The sequence below is a fragment of the Aminobacter sp. NyZ550 genome (assembly GCF_025628925.2).
Taxonomy (GTDB): Bacteria; Pseudomonadota; Alphaproteobacteria; order Rhizobiales; family Rhizobiaceae; genus Aminobacter; species Aminobacter ciceronei.
Window position 1 is genome coordinate 2,295,810 of sequence record NZ_CP114190.1, and the last position, 21,626, is coordinate 2,317,435.

Sequence of the window (21,626 nt, forward strand, 5' to 3'; positions counted from 1 at the left end):
CTTTGCGAGGTCATGGCATTGAACTTAAATCACTTGCCTATGCTGACAAGCGCAACAACAGTGACTATTTCGTGACCATGACTGGCGACCTTGACCATAGCCGCGAGGCGGCAACTGACCTTGGCCTGACCCGCGCCGGCGACACCGCCGGCCTCGAGGCGCTGATTTCGCGTGCCGCCCGCGCCGGCAAGGGCCTGCCGCCGGTCGAGCGCTGGAATCCTGATTTTTGCGGCGATCTCGACATGGAAATCAAGCCCGACGGGACCTGGTTCTATTTGGGCACGCCGATCGGCCGCATGCCGCTGGTACAGCTGTTCTCGACCGTCCTGCGTAAGGACGAGGACGGCAAGACCTACCTAGTCACCCCGGTGGAACGGGTCGGAATCCGCGTCGTCGACGCGCATTTCGTTGCTGTCGAGATGAATGTGACGGGCGAGGGCGCTGACCAGATCCTGACCTTTCGCACCAATGTCGGCGATGTCGTCGAAGTTGGCCCGGAGCATCCGCTGCGCTTTGTCGACGAGCCGGAGACAGGCGGCCTCAAGCCATACCTGCTGGTCCGCGGGCGCCTCGAGGCGCTGGTGGCGCGTCCGGTGATGTACGAACTCGCCGAAGTTGGCGAGCGCATCGACATATCAGGTAAGGACATGTTTGCCGTGCGTTCGAAGGGTGAGGTCTACCCCATAATGCCCTGGGACAAGCTGGAGCGGCTGAGCGCGTGATGGTTCATGCCCTGACAGCGCATTATTCGGCGCAGGATTTCCGCCAGCGCGCCGCACAGGAGCATCTCAACGATGCGGTTGCCGACTATGGCGACCACGTGCTGAACCCGGACATGCGCGAACTGTTCGTGCACGACCGGCTGCGCGATGCCGCGGTGCTGATCCCCGTGGTGGATCACGGCGATGCCTCGACGGTCATCCTCACGAAGCGTGCCGAAAAGCTGAAGAGCCATTCCGGCCAGATCGCCTTTCCCGGCGGACGCATCGACCCGACTGACGTCTCGCCCGAGGCGGCGGCGCTGCGGGAAACAGTCGAGGAGATCGGCATAACCTCCGACTACATCGAAATCATCGGGCGCTTGCCGGATTATGTCACCGGCAGCGGTTACCGCATCGCGCCGGTGCTTGGCATCGTGCGTCCCGGCTTCCGCCTGACAGTCAACGAGGGTGAAGTGGACGACGTCTTCGAGGTGCCGCTCGGCTTTTTGATGGATCCGGCCAATCATGGCCGCGCCAGCCGCACCTGGCAGGACCAGGAGCGCTTCTTCTATGCCATGCCCTATGAAAAGCGTTACATCTGGGGCGTCACCGCCGGCATCATCCGCGCGCTCTATGAAAGGCTCTACACATGAGCGCAACTATCGCCGACGCCTCCTGGCTGAGCGACCCGCAGCTGCAGAAACTGCTCGCAGTGCTGAACGCCGACGGCGGCGAGGCGCGCATCGCCGGCGGTGCCGTGCGCAATACGCTGCTCGGCGAGCCCGTCGCAGATGTCGACATCGCCACGTCAAATCTGCCTGACGAGACCGTCCGCCGCGCCGAAGCGGCCGGCTTCAGGACCGCACCCACCGGCGCCGAGCATGGCACCATCACCGTTGTTGCTGGCGGCAAGCCATTTGAGGTCACCACCTTGCGCGCCGACGTCGAGACCGACGGTCGCCGCGCCAAGGTCGTCTTCGGCAGCGACTGGACGGCTGACGCCGAACGACGCGATTTCACCATCAACGCGCTCTATGCCAGTGCCGACGGCAGCGTGATCGACCTTGTCGGCGGGCTGACCGATCTCGACAGCCGGACGTTGCGCTTCATCGGCGACGCCGAGACCCGCATTCGCGAGGACTATCTGCGCATCCTGCGCTTTTTCCGCTTCTTCGCCTGGTACGGCAAAGGCCGTCCCGATGCCGAAGGGCTGAAGGCCTGCGCCCGGCTCAAGGACGGCATCGCGCGGCTGTCCGCCGAACGCGTCTGGTCGGAGCTCAAGCGGCTGCTCGGCGCGCCCGATCCGTCGCGTGCCATGTTGTGGATGCGCCAGGCCGGCGTGCTGACCGCCGCTCTGCCCGAGAGCGAAAAATGGGGCATCGATGCCATCCACGCGCTGGTCCGCGCAGAGAACGATCTCGGCTGGAAAGCCGACCCGCTGCTGCGGCTCGAATCGATCGTGCCACCGGATGCGGCGCGCATGAAAACCCTTGGCGACCGGCTGAGGCTTGCCAATGTCGAAACCGACAGGCTGGTCCAGTGGGCGGCAACCGCCAAGGTTGAGCCAACCGTTACCGAGGGCGAACTGGCCAAGCGGCTCTATCGCGGCAATGTCGACGCCATCGCCGATCGCCTGCGCCTCGATCTCGCCTCAGCGCGCGGTCGCGCCGAGCAGGACGACAAGGCGCTGATCGAAGCCGGCGGCTATTTCCGCCTGGTGTCCTTCATCGGCACATGGCAAAAGCCCGACGTTCCCTTGCGCGGCGGCGATCTTGCTGCGCTTGGCGTCGAGGGCGCGGCACTCGGTTCGTTGCTCAAGGCATTGGAAGGAGAGTGGGTCGACAGCGGCTTTGTGCTGGACCGCGACGCGCTGCTCGAGCGCGCCGCCAAGATGCTGAAAGTCTAGCGCATAGGCCCGAAAATTGGTGTCGATTTTCGGAAGGCACTATGCGTGAGATTCAGAGGTCAGGCCGCGTTGCGGACCTTCTCGATGCGCGAGCGAATGGCTTCTATCATCGTCTCGCGGATGATGGTTTCGCCATGGGTCTCGCGCATATGCTCGGCCACGCGGCGAATGATTTCAGCTTCGTCCTCGTGGCGGGTGTGCCACTGGCAGCCGGGGACAAGCGACCCGCACTGAAATTCCTTCATCGGATGTCTCCTTCCTCGTCCGTTTCGGGGGTGCACTATAACACGCAATCGGGCGATTGGTTGCGCTTGGTGGTGGGCCAGTCGACAGTTTGAGTTGGTCCGCCCGAGCATTCGTGGAAAAATCCCGCTTTGTCAGTGCGTTGACGCTGCAGGTTGAAAAAATGATTCCGCCGGCTCGCAATGAAAAGGGCGGAACCTCGTGTTCCGCCCTTTTTTGCAGCGCGCGGCTTGGGCGCTACTTCACGATCTTGACGGACTCAGCCACCTTGTTTGTGCCGCTCATGTCCCAGGTGATCGAAACCGTTTCGCCTGCCTTCAGGCCGGGATCCTTGAACTTCTTCGACAGCAAGAAGGATGTGCCGTCGGCGAGCGTCAGGCTCATCGCCTTGGCGTCGAAGGTCTTGATCGTCCCATCCGTATGCTGGACGGCGGCGAAGGATACGGCAGCGGTTGCAAAAATGGCAGCTGCGGCTGCCGGAACAAGAAGCTTGCGCATGGCATGCTCTCCGACGAATGCGGGCGCCCGAATGGACCGACCCGCCTTATGAAGGGCCGTCCAGTCACGTCGCGTCGCGGCCCAAGAGATCGAGCCGCCGGCGTTTCCCGGCCCCGGCGATAGAAATAGCCGTGCTTTGCCAGGGGCATATTAGACGAAAAACATATTTTCAAACGGTGACTTAGCCACATTCGGCGCCCAAATCTCTGTTTGTGGCGCCGAATGTGGCAACTGCGCACTTTACGAAAAAGTGAGACCCCGTGAGAGCTTGGCGATTACTCGACGAACCTCTTCTTCGGCTTGTACTTCTTGGCCGCGCCAGCACCCGCCGGTTTGTCGTAGGCCGGCTTGTCACCCGCACGCTTTTCGAACGGCTTCTTCTCGTAAGGCTTCTTTTCAAAAGCCTTCTTCTTGAAGGGTGGCTTGTCGGCGGGATCGTATTGGCCCTTGCGGTGCTGCTTCTTCGGCTTGGCGCCGTGGTCGGATGCAGGCGCGGCACCAGTACGGGTGATGGTCACGCCCTTTTCGCCGGTGCCTTGTTCCTCGACGGCCGCAGCAAAGGCGTCGGCACGCTCGGAGATGATCTCGAAATGCGAATCGTTCTCGAAGATGCGGATCGAGCCGATCTCGCGCTTGGTGACGCGGCCTGCCTTGCAGATCAGCGGCAACAGCCAGCGTGGTTCGGCGCGGTGCTTGCGGCCGACCGAGACGGCGAACCAGACGCCGCTTTCGAAGCGGTTGTCGGGACGTTCCGCCTTGGCGGCGTCGAACACTGGCACAGGGCGGTCCGAGAGCTCTTCGGCGGCGGGACGCGAGGCCATCTGCTGTCGCAGCCAGGCCAGCGCGATCGTCTCAGGCGAGTGGGCGGCGAGGATTTCGGCGACCTGCGTTGCCTCGTCCTCGGCGGCAGCCTCGATGTCGGTGAGTTCCGCCAGCATGCGCTCGCGGTTGCGGGCATCGATCTCTGCCGGGCCGGGTGCTGCCTGCGTCGTTGCCTCGAGCTTTGCCAGCTTGAGCAGGCGGGCAGCGCTGCCACGACGGTGGAACGGCACGATCAGCACGCACACGCCCTTGCGACCGGCACGGCCGGTACGGCCCGAGCGGTGCAACAACGTATCAGGGTTGGTCGGCAGGTCGGCGTGGATGACGAGGTCGAGGTTCGGCAGGTCGATGCCGCGGGCGGCGACGTCGGTCGCCACGCAGACGCGGGCGCGGCCGTCTCGCATTGCCTGCAGCGCGTTGTTGCGTTCGGCCTGGCTCAGCTCGCCCGACAGCGCCACAACGGCGAAGCCGCGATTGGCAAGGCGCGCCGAGAAGTGCTTGACCGCTTCGCGCGTCGCGCAGAACACCATTGTGCTCTGGGCATCGAAGTAAAGCAGCGTGTTGATGATGGCGTTCTCGCGCTCGGACGGAGCGACCAGCACGGAGCGGTATTCGATGTCGTCGTGCTGGCGGCTTTCGCCTGCTGCGGTGATGCGCAGCGCGTTGCGCTGGAAGCGCTTGGCCATCTGGGCGATCTGCGGCGGCACTGTTGCCGAGAACAGAAGCGTGCGGCGTTCCTGCGGTGCTGCCGCCAGGATGAACTCCAAGTCTTCGCGGAAGCCGAGGTCGAGCATCTCGTCGGCTTCGTCGAGAACCACGGCGCGCAGACCGGAAATGTCCAGGGAACCGCGGGTGATGTGGTCGCGCAGGCGGCCCGGCGTGCCGACGACGATGTCGGCGCCTTCGTCGAGTGCGCGGCGTTCCTTGCGCATGTCCATGCCGCCGACGCAGGAGGCGATGCGGGCGCCGGTCGCGGCATAGAGCCATTCGAACTCGCGGCGCACCTGAATGGCGAGCTCGCGCGTCGGCGCGATGATCACTGCCGAAGGTGCTGCGCCCGGCGTGAAGCGCTCGCGGCCGTCAAGCAGGGTCGGCGCGATGGCTATGCCGAAGGCCACCGTCTTGCCCGAGCCGGTCTGGGCCGAGACCAGGAGGTCGACGCCGCTGGCCTCGGGAGCCAGCACCGAGGTTTGCACCGGGGTCAGCGTTTCGTAGCCACGCGCGGCGAGCGCTCCGGCCAGCGCCGGAACCATGTTGTCGAAAATCGTCACGAAAATCTTCCAATGAGAGCAAGGCCCGTCACCAAAGGACGAGGGCCAAGGAAAGCGCGCTCTCTAAAGCTTTGCTGCCCGCACGTCAATGCGACGGCGGGCAGGGCAGCCATGCGTCCGGCTCAGGGCCACCTGACCTCAGGTGGCATGCTCGACAGGATCGAGGCGATGTTGCCGCCGGTCTTCAGGCCGAAGATCGTGCCGCGGTCATACAGCAGGTTGAACTCGACATAGCGGCCGCGGCGCACCAGCTGTTCGTCGCGGTCGCCGTCGGTCCAGTTGGTGTTGAAGTTCTGCCGCACCAAATGCTGGTAGGTGACGAGGAAGGCGCGGCCGACGTCCTGGACGAAGCGGAAGTCTGCGTCCCAGCCGCCCTTCTCCTCAGGCGAATGCTGCCAGTCGAAGAAGATTCCGCCGGTGCCGCGCGGCTCGTTGCGATGCGGCAGGAAGAAGTACTCGTCGCACCAATCCTTGTATTTCTGGTGGTCGGCAACACCGGCGTGCTTGGAGCAGGCAAACTGCATCGCCTTGTGGAAGGCGACGGTATCGGCGTCGTCCTGCGTGCGGCGGCGGTCGAGCACCGGCGTGAGATCGGCACCGCCGCCGAACCACCAGCGCGAGGTCACCACCATGCGTGTGTTCATGTGCACGGCGGGTACGTTCGGGTTCTGCGGGTGGGCAATCAGCGAGATGCCCGAGGCCCAGAAGCGCGGGTCTTCTTCGGCGCCCGGCATCTGCTTGCGGAATTCCGGCGAGAACTCGCCATGCACGGTCGAGGTGTGCACGCCGACCTTCTCGAAGACGCGGCCATGCATCATCGACATGATGCCGCCGCCGCCCTTGCCGTCGTCGCGCTGCCAGGGCGTGCGCTCGAAACGGCCCGGTGCCCATGACGCCAGCGGTCCCTCGACCTCATCCTCCAGCGCCTCGAAGGCGAGGCATATGCGGTCGCGCAACTCCTCGAACCAGGCGCGCGCGCGCGCCTTCCTGTCTTCGATGTCGGCCGGCAGTCCCGCCGGGATTTCAGGACGCTGCAATTTAGGCTCCGCACAAATGACTCGTAATTGTCCGGCGCGATCCCTAATCTCCTTCTCGCAAGGGTCAAGGAGTTCTTTATGGGCACACCGACCAGACCGCCGCTGGAGGATCTCGCCAAGAGGCTCCAGCGCAGCCGGGCCGAACGTGAGCGCAGGCCGCGCGACGGGTTCCTGCGCGAGACCTTCGTGTTGCCGCGCAACGACGCACGGCTCAAGGCGCAGGAGTGGTTCTCGCGCTGGCCGAAGCAGGCTTACTGGACCGAGATCGAAAGCTGGTTCGAGCGCCCCGGCGACGTCATCGAGTTCACCATCCGCCGCCTGCCGACATCGGACTGATCTTCTCTAAACCGAGACTGAGTCGGGCTGCCGCGCAACCGCAGCTGGCGTCTGCAAGCCATTGGTGCGAGATTCCAAACTGCCCTTCGGTGCCCTGGCTAACCAGTCGGCCGTTTCGCAAATCCCTTGACCAGGATCGGTCCCGTCGGCTTCCCGGTCGGCGAGCCCGGGCGCGGTTCGAGCGTGATCTCGTAGAGCTGGTCGGCCGCGGGCACAGGCAGCGTCTGGCCCTTGAGCGTGGTCACCTCGGCGCTGGACAGCGTGCCCAGCGAAACCGGGCCGACCGAGGCGTCGTAGAGCGTCCACACCTGCATGATCTTGTCCTGCGGCACCTCGAAATCGGCAAGGGGGATGATCTTGACGCTGTTGTCGGCAAAGGCCTCGAACACCGCTCCCGTGGTGTTGTCGGGCGTCTGCAGCACCACGAGCACAACCGGCTCCGGCACCGTCTTCATGACGAAGCCGCCGGCATAGCCGAGGCCGAACGCGGCCGCGAGCGACGCTGCCAGGGCGAGTTTGCGCCAGGGGGGCGTATGCGTCGCGCTGTTCTGATTGGCAGCGTTTTGTGCCGGCGGTGAGGTGCCGTGGTCCTGCGGCAGGGTTGCAATCTTGCCCAGGATTTCGTCCCACATGCCGGCAGGTACCTCGGCGGGCTTCGCCGTGTGGTCGAGGCTGGACATGCGTTCGGCGAGCCGTCGCACTGTCTCGGCAAATTCCGGGTCGCGCTCCATATCGCGCTCCGCTTCGGCGCGGGCGTCATCATCCAGCAGACCGAGCACATAGTCGCCGGCGTGGGCAAAGCGTTCGTTGTCGCGGCTCATGACAGGCACTCCTGCAAGGCGATGACGCCGCGGCGAATCCAGGCTTTGACGGTGCCCAGCGGCGCGTTCAGCTTCGCTGCGATCTCGCCATGTGTGTAGCCCAGCACATAGGCCAGCAGGATCGACCTGCGCCGCGCCTCATCCAACTGGCTCAGGCAATGCTTGAGCGCGTCGGTCTCGTCGAGAGCCTCGAAGGCCGCGTCGGCGCTGCTGTCGCTTTCGCCGTGCCTGGCCATGTCGTCACCTGTCAGACGGAGGCGCTGGCCGTCACGCAGCATGTTGAGCGCGCGGTTGCGGACGATGGTGGTCAGCCAGGCGCGGGCACTGCCGCGCGCCGGGTCGAAGCGCGGCGCATGCTTCCAGGCGGCGATGAAGCCTTCCTGTACTGCTTCCTCGGCGAGATCCTTGCGGCGCAGGATGCGGCGGGCGATGGCGATCAGCCTGCCGGCCTCGCTGGCGAAAAGGTCGCCGAGCGCCTCGCGGTCGCCGCTTGCGACCCGAAGCATCAGGCCGTCACAGAATTGGTCGCTTCGTTCGACAGCCGACATGCGGTCCCTTCTCGCCCGTTTGCAATGATACACGCCGGATGCATCTGGGGATGCAAGCCCTTCTGAGAAATTTGCGGCGTCCTGCATCCAGAACCCGATCTCGTGGGTAAGGCCGGCGAGCGACGCAAAATCACCAGCGCTCACCGACCAATGAGAAGGAGATCGACATGAACCGCATCGCACTGCATATCGCCCTTGCCGGCACAATGCTCGCCGGCTTTTCCGCAGCGGCAGTGGCTGCTCCGGCGCTTGGCCTTTCCGGCGACAAGACCTTGATCTGGTTCGACACCGACAAGCCGGGCGAGGCCAGGAAGATCGAGGTGACCGGGGTCGACAAGCTCCATGGAATCGACCTGCGATCGTCCGATAACATGGTCTATGGCTTGGCCGGCGACGGCTCGCTGGTCACCATCAACCTCGACACCGGTGCGGCTGCGGCGGTGTCGAAGCTGTCCAAGCTGCCGCCCGAGGGCGCCAAGGTCAGCGTCGACTTCAACCCGGCAGCCGACAAGCTGCGCGTTATTGCGTCCGACGGCACCAATCTGCGTGTCGATCCCGCGACCGGCGCGGTAACCGAAGACGGCAAGCTCGCCTTCGAGGCTGGCGATGCGAGCGCCGAGATGCCGACTGAGATCATTGCCACCGCCTATACCAATTCCTTCGGCAAGCCCGAAAAGACGGCGATGTACGACATCCATGCCGGCGGGCTGTTCCTGCAGCAGACCAAACCGAATGACGGTACACTGAAGACGATCGGCAAGCTCGGCATCGAGCCCGGCGACGCCGTCGGCTTCGATATCCAGACGTCGGAAGATGGCGCCAACACCGCGTGGCTGGCCACAGGCGGCATGCTCTACAAGGTCAACATGGAGAGCGGTGCTGCCGAAAAGGCGGGCGAGGGCCTCGATGCCGGCTTACGCGACCTGGCTATCCTGCGCTGACGCATCGAACACCACTGATCCGGGGAGGCAACGCCCCGGGTCGGCCTGTTTCACTCCACCAGCAGCCGCCGCGGCCCTGGGCCCTGGCGCGCCAGCCGGTCCTCGCGGTTGCGCAGCGGGCACTTGTCGATCGACATGCAGCCGCAGCCGATGCAGTCGGTCAGGCCGTCGCGCAGCTTCTTCAACTGTTCGATGCGGTGGTCGAGGTCGTGGCGCCAACCCGTTGAAAGCAGACTCCAATCTTCACGCGTCGGCGTGCGCCCGTCAGGCAGGGCGGCGAAGGCGGCGGCAATGTCGGCGAGCGAGATGCCGACGTCCTGGGCGATCCGGATCACGGCCACACGGCGCAGCACGTCCCTGGAGTAACGCCGCTGGTTGCCCGCCGTGCGGTGGCTGTGGATCAGCCCGCGCGTCTCGTAGAAATGCAGCGCCGAAACCGCAACGCCGCTGCGCTTTGCCACCTCGCCGACAGTCAGTTCGCTTGCCATCGAAATTTCCCGCTTGACCTCAATATTAGTTGAGGTTGTACGAGGATATCCTTCACCGTGCAAGGAAGGATGACGACATGGCGAGATCCGCTGCAGACGACTGGAACGACGGTTTGCCAGGAGGCTGTTTCGCCGCGGCCGCACTGCGACTCGCGGCAGCCATTTCAGCCGAGCTGGCGCATCGCCTCGCCGGAAACCATCGCAGCAGCCAGCGCGACGTTGAGGCTGCGACCGCCGCCGGGCATCAGGATGAGCAGCCGCTCGAAGGCGAGATCGTGGATGTGATCCGGCACACCGGCCGATTCGCGGCCGACCATGACGACGTCGCCTGGCTCGAAGCGGAAATCCGTGTAGGGCAGGGTGGCTTTCGTCGACAGCAGCACCAGGCGTCGGCCTTCGCCTCGGCGCCAGTTCTCGAAGCGGTCGAAGTCGACGTGCCGGGTCAACGCCGCCATTTCGAGATAGTCCATGCCGGCGCGTTTCAGCGAACGGTCGGAGATGTCGAAGCCGGCGGGTTCGATCAGGTCGACGGCGACGCCAAGGCAGGCGGCCATGCGCAGGATGGTGCCGGTGTTGCCGGCGATGTCGGGCTGGTAGAGCGCGATGCGGAATGGGCCGTTCATGTTGATATCCTAATCTGTGGCAGCAAGGCCACAGCAAGTCGTGCCCAAGCAAAAAGTGAAGATGATGCTGTGGCGTTCTGCCGCGAAGGGGAGTATACGGCCTGCATTGTCAACCCGAACCGATGGAGGGGTACATGATGCTGCTTGACACACACCGCCCCGACTGTGGGCGACGTACTGCCTGAGGGCGGACCGGTTCGACGACTTTTCCTGACAATTCCAGGCATATTCGCATCGCGGTCCGCAGAAGCCCTTATCCGGTTTTCGAAGGACAATTCCGATGTTTGTCAACATCCCCACCGGGCACAACGCCCGTAACGAACACGACTCTGCATTTTTCGCCCACCGCAACGAGTTAGCTGAAGCAAGGCACCATGCCATGATGCTGGCGCTCGGCGCGCATCAGCCCAAGGCGCACCCTCCTGTACGCCGGCGGCCGCATCGCGGCATGCTGCCAGACGTCGACCTGTCGAATGTCGTCGTCGATCCCAGCTACAGGCCGCTGTTCGGCCGCATCGCTGCCCTGATCGGCCGGCTTGCCGGCCGGTTGGGTGCTACCCGGCCTGCTGCCGGAACGATGCCAGGAGGCAATAGCTGAGGATTCGCCGAATCCTCAGCGGCCCCCTACATTTCGAAAGCCCCCGCCGGCTCTTAACTCCGAGAATCCGGCGTAATATGGCCGTGCCAGTGACCTTCCAAGATACGTCCCACGCGGAATTCGCCGCGTGCAGCATACCGAACTGAGAGACTGAAATGTTCCGCTGGTTTGAAAACAGACTGAATCCGTTCCCGGTGGAGGAACCGGTCGAGCCGCCGAAGACGCTGGTCGCCTTCTGCCTGCACTACACCAAGGGTGCCTGGCTCTACATCATTATCGCCGCCGTGCTGACGTCGCTGATCGCGCTTGCGGAAGTGTGGATGTTCGGCTTTCTCGGCAACATCGTCGACTGGCTGTCGGCCCAGAACCGCGAGACCTTCCTTCAGAACGAAGGCTGGAAGCTCGCCGGCATGGCCTTCATCGTCATGGTCGTGCTGCCGGGCATGGTGGTGCTGCAGTCGCTGGTCAACCAGCAGACGCTGATGGGCAACTATCCCATGCGCATCCGCTGGCAGGTGCACCGCTACCTGCTCAAGCAATCGATGAGCTTCTACCAGGACGAATTCGCCGGCCGCATCGCCACCAAGCTGATGCAGACCGCACTCGCCGTGCGCGAATGCGTGGTCAAGCTGATCGACGTGCTCAACTACGTCATTGTCTATTTCATCGGCGTGCTGATCATCGTCGGCTCGGCCGACCTGCGCCTTGCCGCCCCCCTGATCGTGTGGCTCGTCTGCTACGTGCTGTTGCTGCGCTACTTCGTGCCGCGTCTCGGCAAGCTGGCTGAAGAGCAGGCCGACGCGCGCTCGACAATGACCGGCCGCGTCGTCGACAGCTACACCAACATCCAGACCGTCAAGCTGTTCTCGCATTCACGCCGCGAGGCGACCTTCGCCAGGGAAGGCATGTCGCTGTTTATGGATACGGTCTACCGTTCGATGCGCCTGGTGACCTCGCTCTACGGCGTGCTCTATTTGCTCAACTCGACGCTGCTTCTGTCGGTTGGCATCCTGTCGATCTCGCTGTGGCTCAACGGCGCCGTTTCCATCGGCGCGGTCGCGGTCGTACTTGGCCTGGTGCTGCGCCTTTGGGGCATGTCGCAATGGATCATGTGGGAGGTCTCCGGCCTGTTCGAGAGCATCGGCACCGTCCAGGATGGCATCACTTCGATCGCCATGCCGCGCCTGGTCGAAGACAAGTCCGAGGCAAAGGAGATCGTCGTCGACAAGGGCGGCATTGCCTTCGACAATGTGCGTTTTCACTACGGCAAGAAGAAGGGTGTCATCGAGGATCTCACGCTCAACGTTCGTCCTGGCGAGAAGGTCGGTATCGTCGGCCGCTCGGGTGCCGGCAAGTCGACGCTGGTCAACCTGCTGCTGCGCTTCTACGACATCGAAGGCGGCCGCATCCTGATCGATGGGCAGGACATTTCGGCCGTCCAGCAGGACAGCCTGCGCGCCCGCATCGGCATGGTGACGCAGGACACCTCGCTGCTGCACCGCTCGGTCGCCGACAACATACTCTACGGCCGTCCCGACGCCACCGAAGAGATGATGATCGAGGCGGCGCGGCGCGCCGAAGCACTCGACTTCGTCGCCACTCTTGCCGATCCCAAGGGCCGCAAGGGTTTCGCGGCGCATGTCGGCGAGCGCGGCGTCAAGCTGTCGGGTGGCCAGCGTCAGCGCATCGCAATCGCCCGTGTCATGCTCAAGGACGCGCCGATCCTGATCCTCGACGAGGCGACGTCGGCGCTCGACTCCGAGGTCGAGGCGGCGATCCAGGAAAACCTCTATCGACTGATGGAAGGCAAGACCGTCATCGCCATCGCCCATCGGCTGTCCACCATCGCCGCGATGGACCGCCTGGTGGTCATGGACAAAGGCCGCATCGTCGAACAGGGCAGCCATGACGAACTGGTCGCCAAGGGCGGCATCTACGCCGCCCTCTGGCAACGCCAATCCGGCGGCTTCCTGCTCGACGACGTTGTGGATGCGGCGGCTAACGACGGCGAGGCCAAGAGCCAGGCAGCAGAGTAGTGTGGATCGATGTCGAGGCCTTCCGCCGGTGCGGAAGGCCTCTTTCATTTCGGATGGCGGGGCCAGCCCTCCTCATTTTGTGAACATGCCGCCCAAGATTCGCCTGGCTTGGCGGCACGTCTCTCCTGCCAAGTCACGGTTGCCTCAATGGTCGGTTTGGGCCGAAAATAGTGAGTCGTTGCAGCCGGATAGCCCAGAGAGCTGATGAACAGAATCTACAAATGGTTCGAAAGCTGGGTCTATCCCTTCCGGGAACCTAGGAATCTCAGGCCGCCGGCGACAGTCTGGGGCTTCCTCTGGCATTATGTCGGTCAGGCGAAATTTGCCTTCTTCGCCATGCTGGTCATCGGCGGCATCGCCCCCCTTGTCGAGGCCGGGCTGTTCTATTTCGTCGGCCGCCTCGTCGATATCCTCGACGGCTTGCCCGCCGATCGTAGCTGGGCGGCACTGTGGGATGTCGCGGGGCCCGAAGTGCTGTTCATGGCGCTCGTCGTGCTGGTCATCCGCACGTTCGTCGTCGGCCTGTCTGCGCTCGTCGACGAACAGACGATCACGCCTGGCTTCTACAACCTCGTACGCTGGCAGGCGCATCGCCATGTCTCGCGCCAGTCCTATTCCTTCTTCCAGAACGACTTTGCCGGCCGCATCGCGACAAAGGTCTGGCAGGCTGGGCAGGCGACCGGCGACCTGATGGAAAGCTTCATAGAGGTTGTCTGGTTCATGCTGGTCTACACCGTCACCACGCTTGCGGTGGTCGCCGGCCTCGACTGGCGGCTTGCGGCACTTGTCGTCGTGTGGATCGTCGCCTTCGGCTTCCTCGCCAACCATTACCTGCCGTCGATCCGCAAGCATGCAGAGGCGACCGCCGAGGCCGGCTCGATGATCAACGGCCGTATCGTCGACAGCTATTCCAACGTGCAGACGCTGAAGCTGTTCGCTGCCGACGGCGACGACCGCTACATCCGCTCCGGCTTCGACATCTATCTCGATGCGCTGCGGCCGTTCACCCGCAGGCTCACCGGTGTGCGCCTGGCGCTGACGGCACTGTCGGGCGTCATGATTACGGCCATCGCCTGGTATTCGATCCATCTCTGGATCGAGGGCGCGATCACTGTCGGCGCCGTCGCCTTCACGCTCAGCCTCGTGTTGCGCCTTAACATGCTGCTCGGCCGACTGATGATGCAGCTCAACGGAATCCTCAGGAATCTCGGTGTGCTTGAAAACTCCAAGGCGCTGATCAGCCAGCCGCTTGGCCTTGTCGACAGGCCCGATGCCGGAGAGCTGGCGGTCAAGGGCGGCGAAATCCGCGCCGACAAGGTGGTCTTCCACTATGGCAAGGGGGGCGGCGTGCTCGACGGCATCGAGCTTGTCGTCAAGCCGGGCGAGAAGGTCGGCATCGTCGGCCCGTCGGGCGCCGGCAAGACCACGCTCGCCAATCTCATCCTGCGCCTCTACGATCTTGAGGGCGGGCGCATCCTCATCGACGGCCAGGACATTTCAACCGTCACACAGAATTCGCTGCGCGGCCAGATCGGCGTCGTCAGCCAGGACACGGCGCTGTTCCACCGTTCACTGCGCGACAACATCAAGCTCGGCAAACCCGATGCATCGGACGACGAGGTCGTTGCCGCCGCACGCAAGGCCGAGGCGCACGACTTCATCCAGACGCTCGCCGACAATCGTGGCCGCCAAGGCTACGATGCCTTCGTCGGCGAACGCGGTGTCAAGCTGTCGGGCGGCCAGCGCCAGCGCGTGGCGATCGCCCGCGTCTTCCTCAAGGATGCGCCGATCCTCATCCTCGACGAGGCGACCTCGGCGCTCGACAGCGACATCGAGGCGGCGATCCAGGAAAACCTGCATGCGCTGATGCAGAACAAGACGGTGCTTGCCATCGCTCACCGCCTGTCGACGATCGCAGCCCTCGACCGGCTGGTCGTGCTCGACAAGGGCGGCATCGCCGAGCAGGGCACCCATGACGAACTGCTCGCACTCGACGGCCTCTACGCCCGCCTGTGGAAACGCCAGTCCGGCGGCTTCCTGTTCAACGAGGACGGCGTGCTCGACGAATCGAGGCCGGCGTGATGGTTACTGTCGTGCGAGGCACCCCCCTTTGGCCTGCCGGCGATCTCCCCCGCAATGGGGAAGATCGTGCCTTCATCCGCGCCGCGCCCAAATGCAGAGGTCGAAACGAAGTCTCGTGCGACGCTGCAGAAAATGGCACGATGGCGACGCGACTGGTCTCCACCGGTGCCTCGCGCCAATATTTGCGACAGGCCTCGCACCGACCTCGGCATAGTGCCTCATGCCAACCTCGGCTGAGCATCTGGTGCCAATCTGCGCGAAGCGCCTCGGGCCACCCCGTGCTGGGCACCTCCCGCCAGCCCGCGCGGAGCACGCCATGACCCCCGACCCCCTCCGCGAAAAACTCTGGCGCCGCCTCGAAGGCGCGATCGACCCGTTCCAGGACACCGACCGCGAAGTCCTGCCGGAGAGCGCCTGGGCCTTCATCCTCTACTTCGCCCGCCAGGCGAAGGGTCCGTTCACGCTGCTCCTGGTCAGCGGCTTTTTGGCCGGCGCCATCGACGCCGCCCTCTACTGGTCGGTCGGCTGGCTCATCGACCTGCTCGACGCCACCACCCCGCAGCGCCTGTTCGCCGACCACTGGCCCGAGCTTGCCGGATTGCTCGTTCTGATCCTTGTGGTCCGCGCCGTCATCATCATCGGCTCGGCGATCGTCGAACAGCAGGTCGTCGTCCCCGGCTTCTTCTCCATGGTGCGCTGGCAGGCGTTCCGGCGTGTCATCGAACAGCCCTATGACTTCTACCAGAACGATTTCGCCGGCCGCATCGCCACCAAGATCGTGCAGGGCGGCGAGGCCGTCGGCGACTTCATCGTCAACGTGCTGCAGACGATGTGGGCCTTCCTCACCTTCGTGTTGTTGTCCTTGACCATCCTTGTCTCGCTCGACCCGCTGATGGGGGCGGTGGTGCTTGCCTGGTTCCTCGGCTACGCCGCGATCGTCTATTTCCTTCTGCCCGAGATGCGCCGGGCCGGCCGTGCCACCGCCGACCAGCGCTCGATCTTCAATGGCCGCCTTGTCGATGCCTTCACCAACATCATGGCGGTCAAGCTGTTCGACAGCGGCCGGCGCGAGCATGCCTATGTCCGCGACGGGCTCGAAAGCTATCTCGGCGCAGTATTCAGGCTGACCCGCTCGATCACGACCGTGCGTTCGGCGGTGGCGCTGATCAACGGCGTGATGATGGCGGCGGTGGCTGCCATCTGCATAGTCAGCTGGTCGCGTGGCGACATCTCCACCGGCGCCATCGCCGCGGCCCTCGGCCTCGTTTTCCGGCTCAACCAGATGTCGGGCTGGATGATGTTCAACATCAACGGGCTCGTCCGCAACTACGCCACCATCCAGGACGCCACCCGCACCATCTCAGTGCGGCCGGCGATCCGCGATGCTGAAAATGCCGCTATCTTGCCGCGCGCTTCCGGCGACATCCTGTTCGACAACGTCTCCTTCCACTACGGCAAGGGCAGCGGCGTGATCGAAAACCTCAATCTGCACATCCGGCCGGGCGAGCGCGTGGCGCTCGTCGGTCCTTCAGGTGCCGGCAAGACCACAATCGTCAACCTCGCGCTGCGCCTGTTCGACGTCGAGCAGGGCCGCATCATGATCGATGGTCGCGACATTCGCGACATCACCCAGGCCTCGCTGCGCGCCCAGTTCGGCGTCGTCAGCCAGGATGCGATGCTGATGCACCGCTCGATCTCTGACAACATCGGTTATGGCAGGGCAGGGGCGTCGCAGGCCGAGATCGTCGATGCCGCCCGTCGCGCCGCAGCCCACGACTTCATCGTCGACGTCGCCGATCCACGCGGCCGCCGCGGCTACGATGCCCATGTCGGCGAGCGCGGCGTCAAGCTGTCGGGCGGCCAGCGCCAGCGTGTGGCGATCGCCCGTATGATGCTCAAGGACGCGCCGATCCTTATCCTCGACGAGGCGACCTCGGCGCTCGACTCCGAGGTCGAGGCGGCGATCCAGGACAATCTTGACCGGCTGATGGAAGGCAAGACCGTCATCGCCATCGCCCACCGGCTGTCGACCATTGCCGCCCTCGACCGGCTGATCGTGCTCGACGAGGGCCGCATCGTCGAGGAGGGCAGCCACGACGCGCTGATCGCCAAGGGCGGGCTTTACGCGCAATTGTGGAAGCGCCAGTCCGGCGGTTTTCTGGCCGACCGGCTTGCCGCGGAGTAGGATCGCGCCATGTCCTCCGTCCGCCCGCCCTCCATTCTGTCCAACCGTTCCGAACAGACGCTCAACGTTCTCGAATACGAGTTCCTCGCCGAAAAGGCGGCAGCCCTTGGCCGCGCCGGAGAGCGGGTCGGCGAAGCCCTGGCCAAGCTCTATGCGCATGAGGGCGACGCCGAGCAGCGCCGTGTGCTCGTCAAGGCTGCGGCGGACGCGGTCTATGCCTATTTCATCCAGCGCGAGCTGTGCGGCCTGCGCAAGCATGACGATGCCATCCGCGACTATGCGATCCCGCGCGAGGTGCTGGTGCGACTCGGCGCGAGTTGAGCTTTGGCGATGCTTTGCAAGTGCAGGCGCAGCCAGTCGTCGCCGACCTCAAACCGCGCGCATGTCAGGGACTGCTGAACAACCCGCAAACCCGCTGCGGCGAGCGCTTTGGCAGGGGTTTTCCACTGCTTTGCATCGCCCCCGCGACAATCTGCCCATGTGCCGTATGCCGTCTGGACAAAAAGGGCCTTCACGCATAAACCGAAGTCCAAATGCCGGAGGAATTCGCTAGCCTGGTTGCCATGCGCTGTCGGGCTTGCATCATTGAGCGGGGACAATTGCTCAGCCTCTGGTTGGAATTGAGGCAAAAGGATCAGTCCCGTGAGCGCAACCGATACGAGCGAGCCAAATCGCCGCGATTTTCTCTATGTCGCTACCGGCATGGCCGGTGCAGTCGGCGCTGCCGCCGTGGCTTGGCCCTTCATCGACCAGATGCGCCCGGACGCTTCGACGCTCGCCGCTTCGTCGGTCGAGGTTGACGTTTCGTCGCTTACGCCAGGCATGTCGCTGACCGTCAAGTGGCGCGGCAAACCTGTCTTCATCCGCAACCGCACCCCCGAAGAGATCAAGGCGGCGCAGGAAGTGCCGATGGCCGACCTCAAGGATCCGGTCGCGCGCAACGCCAACATTTCGAGCGACGCCCAGGCGACCGACATCGATCGCACCGCCGGCGAAGGCAAGGAAAACTGGCTGGTCATGGTCGGCGTCTGCACCCATCTGGGCTGCGTGCCGCTCGGCCAGCAGGGCGATTTCGGTGGCTGGTTCTGCCCGTGCCACGGCTCCCACTACGACACGGCGGGCCGCATCCGCAAAGGACCGGCGCCGGAAAACCTTCACATACCGAATTTCCAGTTTCTTTCCGACACGACGATCCGGATAGGCTGAGGCAGGGGGACATAATTCCATGAGCGGTGGACACTCGACCTATTCGCCCAAAACCGGCATCGGCCGCTGGATCGACGCACGCATGCCGCTGCCGCGGCTGGTGCACGACTCGTTCGTTTCCTACCCGGTTCCGCGCAACCTGAACTACGCCTACACCTTCGGCGGCATCCTCTCGATCATGCTGGTGGCGCAGATCCTCACCGGCGTCGTGCTGGCCATGCATTATGCCAACGACACGACGCTCGCCTTCCAGTCGGTCGAAAAGATCATGCGCGACGTCAACTCCGGTTGGCTGCTGCGCTATATGCACTCGAACGGTGCGTCGTTCTTCTTCATCGCCGTCTACATCCACATCATGCGCGGTCTCTACTACGGCTCCTACAAGGCGCCGCGTGAGCTGCTGTGGATTCTCGGCTGCATCATCTACCTCCTGATGATGGCGACCGGCTTCATGGGCTACGTTCTGCCCTGGGGTCAGATGTCCTTCTGGGGCGCCACCGTCATCACCGGCTTCTTCACCGCCATTCCTTTGGTCGGCGAGTGGGTCCAGCAGCTGCTGCTCGGCGGCTTCGCCGTCGACAATCCGACGCTGAACCGCTTCTTTGCCCTGCACTACCTGCTGCCGTTCATGATCGCCGGCGTTGTCGTGCTGCACGTCTGGGCCCTGCATGTTACCGGCCAGACCAATCCGACCGGCATTGAAGTGAAATCGAAGACCGACACCGTCGCCTTCACGCCCTATGCGACCATCAAGGATGGTTTCGCCATGGTCGTGTTCCTGGCCGTGTTCGCCTACTTCATCTTCTACATCCCGAACTTCCTCGGTCACCCCGACAACTACATCCAGGCCGACTCGCTGAAGACGCCTGCGCACATCGTTCCGGAATGGTACTATCTGCCGTTCTACGCGATCCTGCGCGCCGTCACCTTCAACATCGGGCCGATCGACTCCAAGCTTGGTGGCGTGCTCGCCATGTTCGGTTCGATCGCCGTGCTGTTCGTCGTGCCGTGGCTCGACACCTCGAAGGTCCGTTCGGCCGTCTACCGTCCGTGGTACAAGCTGTTCTTCTGGCTCTTCGTCATCAACGCGATCTTCCTCGGCTGGCTCGGTTCGCGCCCCGCTGAAGGTGCCTATGTGATCATGTCGCAGCTGGCCACGCTCTACTACTTCGCATTCTTCCTGGTCATCATGCCGGTTCTTGGCCTGATCGAGACCCCGCGCCGCTTGCCCAACTCGATCACCGAAGCGGTGCTCGAGAAGAACAAGGGCGGCTCGGCTCATCCGGCCGGTGCAAACGCTGCGCCCGAAACCCGCGGCTGAACCAACGAGAATCTGAAAGGGATTTTGGAATGAAAAAGATTCTCAACGGTCTGGCGGCCATCGGCTTCCTTCTCGCCGGCGCCGCAGGCGCGGCGGTCGCTGCCGAGGAAGCGAACCACGCTGCCGAGCCGACGCACTTCCCGATCCACAAGCCGAAGGAAATGGACTGGACCTTCGCCGGACCGTTCGGCACCTTCGACAAAGGCCAGCTGCAGCGCGGCCTCAAGATCTACAAGGAAGTGTGCTCGGCCTGTCACTCGATGAACCTGGTGGCGTTCCGCACGCTCGAGGACCTCGGCTACTCCGAAGCGCAGGTCAAGGCATTCGCCGCCGAGTATGAAGTGCAGGACGGTCCGAACGGCGAAGGCGAGATGTTCACCCGCAAGGCGCTGCCCGGCGATCACTTCCCGTCGCCCTTCCCGAACACGGCCGCCGCTGCCGCCGCCAATGGTGGTGCTGCTCCGCCCGACTTCTCGCTGATCGCCAAGGCGCGCGGCGTCGAACGCGGCTTCCCGACCTTCGTCTTCGACATCTTCACGATGTACGCGTCGAACGGCCCCGACTACATCCACGCGCTGCTTACCGGCTATGACGAACAGCCGCCGGCCGGAATGGAAATCGCCGAGGGTACGCACTACAATCCGTTCTTCATCGCCGGCAAGTCGCTGGCTATGGCCAAGCCGCTTTCGGACGGCCAGGTGACTTACGAGGATGGTTCGCCCGAGACCGTCGAGCAGTATTCGCGCGACGTCGCTGCCTTCCTGATGTGGGCTGCCGAGCCGCATCTCGAGGCACGCAAGCAGACCGGCTTCGCGGTCATGATCTTTCTGGTGCTGTTCGCTGGCCTGGTCTACGCCACCAAGCGCAGGGTCTGGGCCAACGTCGCCCACTAAGCCGCACCGCAGACTCATAGTGAAGGGCGCTCACAAGGCGCCCTTTTCTTTTGCCTTCCAAACCGTCACAACTTCCGCTGCATCTCCGGTGCCGAACCGGGACGATGCGCGAACCATAGCGCCAGGGCGTTGATTGCGGGGAGGCCCCCGCGGCGCCGCCGGCAACGGAGCCCCCGCCGATGAATACCTCGCTCGAACAGACGCTGCTCGGCGCCATCAGGACGATCCCCGACTATCCGCGCCCCGGTGTGATGTTCCGCGACATCACCACGCTGCTCGGCAATGCACGCGCCTTCCGCCGTACCATCGACGAGCTCGTTCATCCCTATGCCGGCGCCAAGATCGACCAGGTCGCTGGCATCGAAGCACGCGGCTTCATCCTCGGCGGCGCCATCGCCCACCAGATGTCTGCCGGCTTCGTGCCGATCCGCAAGAAGGGCAAGCTGCCGCACGAGACCGTGCGCATCGCCTACAGCCTCGAATACGGTCTCGACGAGATGGAGATGCACAAGGACGCGGTCAAGGCAGGCGAGAAGGTCATCCTCGTCGACGACCTCATTGCCACCGGCGGCACTGCAGAAGCGGCCGTCAAGCTGTTGCGCCAGATCGGCGCCGACATCGTCGCCGCCTGCTTCATCGTCGACCTGCCCGAGCTCGGCGGCCGCAAGAGGCTCGAAGCACTCGGCGTCGACGTCCGTACGCTGATTTCGTTCGACGGGCATTGAGCGCCACTGCTCCTTGAGGCGTTGTATCGACGCCTCTGCACTTTTCCAATTTAGTTGCTGCACATTTTGCCTCGCCGCGAACCCTGAGGCCGCTTGCGCCGGCTCTGCCGCATATCGTCTTGACGGCATGCGGAGCCTGACGCTTTCGTTGCAGTTCATAGCGGTGCCGTCTAGGCCGCCAGCGGCTGAAACAATCGAAACACTCCCGCGCCGGTTCAGAAAAACAGCTGAAATCGACGCGGCGTAGGACTGGACGTGCCGCGAGTGCGGCAGGTTCAACCGGCCAAGCGCGCCCTCCATTGCCCGAGCCCAAGATCGCGGCAGAGGCGCGAGCGCGTCTTGTTC

General features: G+C 64.0%; 22 protein-coding genes. 14 read left to right on the forward strand and 8 right to left on the reverse strand.

The genetic code is table 11. From position 1 onward, the window contains the following. Positions 1 to 77 precede the first annotated feature (77 nt). Genes N7E70_RS11310 through N7E70_RS11320 form a run of 3 tightly spaced genes read left to right on the forward strand, consistent with a single transcriptional unit; the run spans position 78 to position 2,607 of the window. Positions 78 to 722, forward strand: a complete 645-nt coding sequence (locus tag N7E70_RS11310; RefSeq protein WP_067966250.1) for a DUF1285 domain-containing protein — start codon at positions 78 to 80, stop codon at positions 720 to 722. Further along, positions 722 to 1,354, forward strand: coding sequence for a CoA pyrophosphatase (locus tag N7E70_RS11315; protein ID WP_263006526.1), 633 nt, complete (start codon positions 722 to 724; stop codon positions 1,352 to 1,354). The genes N7E70_RS11310 and N7E70_RS11315 overlap by 1 nt, the downstream gene beginning before the upstream one ends. Next, entirely contained in the window at positions 1,351 to 2,607 is a 1,257-nt protein-coding gene (locus N7E70_RS11320) for a CCA tRNA nucleotidyltransferase (protein ID WP_263006395.1), read from the forward strand. The genes N7E70_RS11315 and N7E70_RS11320 overlap by 4 nt, the downstream gene beginning before the upstream one ends. A 59-nt stretch (positions 2,608 to 2,666) precedes the next feature. On the opposite strand, the gene N7E70_RS11325 is transcribed toward N7E70_RS11320, so the two are convergent. The 4 genes from N7E70_RS11325 to hemF form a co-directional block, all read right to left on the reverse strand. Then, positions 2,667 to 2,852: a DUF1059 domain-containing protein gene (locus tag N7E70_RS11325; RefSeq protein ID WP_067959336.1), complete on the reverse strand. Its 186-nt coding sequence runs from the start codon at positions 2,850 to 2,852 to the stop codon at positions 2,667 to 2,669. A gap of 235 nt (positions 2,853 to 3,087) precedes the next feature. Then, positions 3,088 to 3,348 carry a DUF1344 domain-containing protein gene (locus tag N7E70_RS11330; protein ID WP_263006396.1) on the reverse strand — a complete coding sequence of 87 codons (261 nt, stop codon included), beginning with the start codon at positions 3,346 to 3,348 and terminating at the stop codon, positions 3,088 to 3,090. Positions 3,349 to 3,623: 275 nt separating this feature from the next. Further along, complete coding sequence (locus N7E70_RS11335) at positions 3,624 to 5,441, reverse strand: DEAD/DEAH box helicase (RefSeq protein ID WP_263006397.1); 1,818 nt, start codon at positions 5,439 to 5,441, stop codon at positions 3,624 to 3,626. A 122-nt stretch (positions 5,442 to 5,563) separates the two neighbouring features. Further along, complete coding sequence (hemF, locus tag N7E70_RS11340) at positions 5,564 to 6,478, reverse strand: oxygen-dependent coproporphyrinogen oxidase (protein WP_182573325.1); 915 nt, start codon at positions 6,476 to 6,478, stop codon at positions 5,564 to 5,566. 78 nt (positions 6,479 to 6,556) lie between these two features. On the opposite strand from hemF, the gene N7E70_RS11345 reads away from it, so the two are divergent. Continuing rightward, a complete protein-coding gene (locus tag N7E70_RS11345; RefSeq protein WP_184766810.1) occupies positions 6,557 to 6,814 on the forward strand; it encodes a hypothetical protein in 258 nt (85 codons plus the stop codon). A 98-nt stretch (positions 6,815 to 6,912) separates the two neighbouring features. On the opposite strand, the gene N7E70_RS11350 is transcribed toward N7E70_RS11345, so the two are convergent. Both N7E70_RS11350 and N7E70_RS11355 read right to left on the reverse strand, forming a co-directional pair. Further along, positions 6,913 to 7,635 (reverse strand): anti-sigma factor, encoded by a 723-nt coding sequence (locus N7E70_RS11350; RefSeq protein ID WP_263006398.1) that lies wholly within the window; start codon positions 7,633 to 7,635, stop codon positions 6,913 to 6,915. Continuing rightward, positions 7,632 to 8,141, reverse strand: a complete 510-nt coding sequence (locus N7E70_RS11355; RefSeq protein ID WP_263006399.1) for a sigma-70 family RNA polymerase sigma factor — start codon at positions 8,139 to 8,141, stop codon at positions 7,632 to 7,634. Before N7E70_RS11355 ends, N7E70_RS11350 begins: the two co-directional genes overlap by 4 nt. A 209-nt stretch (positions 8,142 to 8,350) precedes the next feature. On the opposite strand from N7E70_RS11355, the gene N7E70_RS11360 reads away from it, so the two are divergent. Beyond that, complete coding sequence (locus N7E70_RS11360; RefSeq protein WP_263006400.1) at positions 8,351 to 9,124, forward strand: DUF4394 domain-containing protein; 774 nt, start codon at positions 8,351 to 8,353, stop codon at positions 9,122 to 9,124. Between the two features lie 50 nt (positions 9,125 to 9,174). On the opposite strand, the gene soxR is transcribed toward N7E70_RS11360, so the two are convergent. Both soxR and N7E70_RS11370 read right to left on the reverse strand, forming a co-directional pair. After that, positions 9,175 to 9,612, reverse strand: coding sequence for a redox-sensitive transcriptional activator SoxR (gene soxR, locus N7E70_RS11365; RefSeq protein WP_154384750.1), 438 nt, complete (start codon positions 9,610 to 9,612; stop codon positions 9,175 to 9,177). Between the two features lie 164 nt (positions 9,613 to 9,776). Then, the gene (locus N7E70_RS11370; protein WP_263006401.1) at positions 9,777 to 10,235 is read right to left on the reverse strand and encodes a tRNA (cytidine(34)-2'-O)-methyltransferase; all 459 of its coding nucleotides are present in this window, start codon (positions 10,233 to 10,235) and stop codon (positions 9,777 to 9,779) included. A 280-nt stretch (positions 10,236 to 10,515) separates the two neighbouring features. On the opposite strand from N7E70_RS11370, the gene N7E70_RS11375 reads away from it, so the two are divergent. The 9 genes from N7E70_RS11375 to N7E70_RS11415 all read left to right on the forward strand — a co-directional run bounded on the left by N7E70_RS11375 (position 10,516) and on the right by N7E70_RS11415 (position 21,281). Beyond that, positions 10,516 to 10,833 (forward strand): hypothetical protein, encoded by a 318-nt coding sequence (locus N7E70_RS11375; protein ID WP_263006402.1) that lies wholly within the window; start codon positions 10,516 to 10,518, stop codon positions 10,831 to 10,833. 155 nt (positions 10,834 to 10,988) lie between these two features. Next, complete coding sequence (locus tag N7E70_RS11380; protein ID WP_067959362.1) at positions 10,989 to 12,869, forward strand: ABC transporter ATP-binding protein; 1,881 nt, start codon at positions 10,989 to 10,991, stop codon at positions 12,867 to 12,869. A 204-nt stretch (positions 12,870 to 13,073) separates the two neighbouring features. Next, entirely contained in the window at positions 13,074 to 14,951 is a 1,878-nt protein-coding gene (locus tag N7E70_RS11385; RefSeq protein ID WP_183195016.1) for an ABC transporter ATP-binding protein, read from the forward strand. 316 nt (positions 14,952 to 15,267) lie between these two features. Beyond that, positions 15,268 to 17,136: an ABC transporter ATP-binding protein gene (locus N7E70_RS11390; RefSeq protein WP_263006403.1), complete on the forward strand. Its 1,869-nt coding sequence runs from the start codon at positions 15,268 to 15,270 to the stop codon at positions 17,134 to 17,136. 9 nt (positions 17,137 to 17,145) lie between these two features. Beyond that, complete coding sequence (locus N7E70_RS11395) at positions 17,146 to 17,457, forward strand: DUF6665 family protein (protein WP_067959373.1); 312 nt, start codon at positions 17,146 to 17,148, stop codon at positions 17,455 to 17,457. A gap of 381 nt (positions 17,458 to 17,838) precedes the next feature. Then, entirely contained in the window at positions 17,839 to 18,342 is a 504-nt protein-coding gene (gene petA, locus N7E70_RS11400; RefSeq protein ID WP_245432124.1) for a ubiquinol-cytochrome c reductase iron-sulfur subunit, read from the forward strand. Positions 18,343 to 18,361: 19 nt separating this feature from the next. Then, positions 18,362 to 19,663, forward strand: coding sequence for a cytochrome b (locus tag N7E70_RS11405; RefSeq protein ID WP_067959379.1), 1,302 nt, complete (start codon positions 18,362 to 18,364; stop codon positions 19,661 to 19,663). A 29-nt stretch (positions 19,664 to 19,692) separates the two neighbouring features. Continuing rightward, a complete protein-coding gene (locus tag N7E70_RS11410) occupies positions 19,693 to 20,556 on the forward strand; it encodes a cytochrome c1 (RefSeq protein ID WP_263006404.1) in 864 nt (287 codons plus the stop codon). Positions 20,557 to 20,735: 179 nt separating this feature from the next. After that, the gene (locus tag N7E70_RS11415; RefSeq protein WP_154384755.1) at positions 20,736 to 21,281 is read left to right on the forward strand and encodes an adenine phosphoribosyltransferase; all 546 of its coding nucleotides are present in this window, start codon (positions 20,736 to 20,738) and stop codon (positions 21,279 to 21,281) included. Positions 21,282 to 21,626 lie beyond the last annotated feature (345 nt).

Coding starts and splice junctions, on each gene's coding strand:
- N7E70_RS11410 (WP_263006404.1), top strand. CDS start 19,693: ATGAAAAAGATTCTCAACGGTCTGGCGGCCATCGGCTTCCTTCTCGCC.
- N7E70_RS11320 (WP_263006395.1), top strand. CDS start 1,351: ATGAGCGCAACTATCGCCGACGCCTCCTGGCTGAGCGACCCGCAGCTG.
- N7E70_RS11375 (WP_263006402.1), top strand. CDS start 10,516: ATGTTTGTCAACATCCCCACCGGGCACAACGCCCGTAACGAACACGAC.
- N7E70_RS11310 (WP_067966250.1), top strand. CDS start 78: ATGACTGGCGACCTTGACCATAGCCGCGAGGCGGCAACTGACCTTGGC.
- petA (WP_245432124.1), top strand. CDS start 17,839: ATGGCCGGTGCAGTCGGCGCTGCCGCCGTGGCTTGGCCCTTCATCGAC.
- soxR (WP_154384750.1), bottom strand. CDS start 9,612: ATGGCAAGCGAACTGACTGTCGGCGAGGTGGCAAAGCGCAGCGGCGTT.
- N7E70_RS11390 (WP_263006403.1), top strand. CDS start 15,268: ATGACCCCCGACCCCCTCCGCGAAAAACTCTGGCGCCGCCTCGAAGGC.
- N7E70_RS11395 (WP_067959373.1), top strand. CDS start 17,146: ATGTCCTCCGTCCGCCCGCCCTCCATTCTGTCCAACCGTTCCGAACAG.
- N7E70_RS11345 (WP_184766810.1), top strand. CDS start 6,557: ATGGGCACACCGACCAGACCGCCGCTGGAGGATCTCGCCAAGAGGCTC.
- N7E70_RS11415 (WP_154384755.1), top strand. CDS start 20,736: ATGAATACCTCGCTCGAACAGACGCTGCTCGGCGCCATCAGGACGATC.
- N7E70_RS11325 (WP_067959336.1), bottom strand. CDS start 2,852: ATGAAGGAATTTCAGTGCGGGTCGCTTGTCCCCGGCTGCCAGTGGCAC.
- N7E70_RS11370 (WP_263006401.1), bottom strand. CDS start 10,235: ATGAACGGCCCATTCCGCATCGCGCTCTACCAGCCCGACATCGCCGGC.
- N7E70_RS11385 (WP_183195016.1), top strand. CDS start 13,074: ATGAACAGAATCTACAAATGGTTCGAAAGCTGGGTCTATCCCTTCCGG.
- N7E70_RS11355 (WP_263006399.1), bottom strand. CDS start 8,141: ATGCTTCGGGTCGCAAGCGGCGACCGCGAGGCGCTCGGCGACCTTTTC.
- N7E70_RS11360 (WP_263006400.1), top strand. CDS start 8,351: ATGAACCGCATCGCACTGCATATCGCCCTTGCCGGCACAATGCTCGCC.
- N7E70_RS11380 (WP_067959362.1), top strand. CDS start 10,989: ATGTTCCGCTGGTTTGAAAACAGACTGAATCCGTTCCCGGTGGAGGAA.
- N7E70_RS11350 (WP_263006398.1), bottom strand. CDS start 7,635: ATGAGCCGCGACAACGAACGCTTTGCCCACGCCGGCGACTATGTGCTC.
- N7E70_RS11405 (WP_067959379.1), top strand. CDS start 18,362: ATGAGCGGTGGACACTCGACCTATTCGCCCAAAACCGGCATCGGCCGC.
- N7E70_RS11315 (WP_263006526.1), top strand. CDS start 722: ATGGTTCATGCCCTGACAGCGCATTATTCGGCGCAGGATTTCCGCCAG.
- N7E70_RS11330 (WP_263006396.1), bottom strand. CDS start 3,348: ATGCGCAAGCTTCTTGTTCCGGCAGCCGCAGCTGCCATTTTTGCAACC.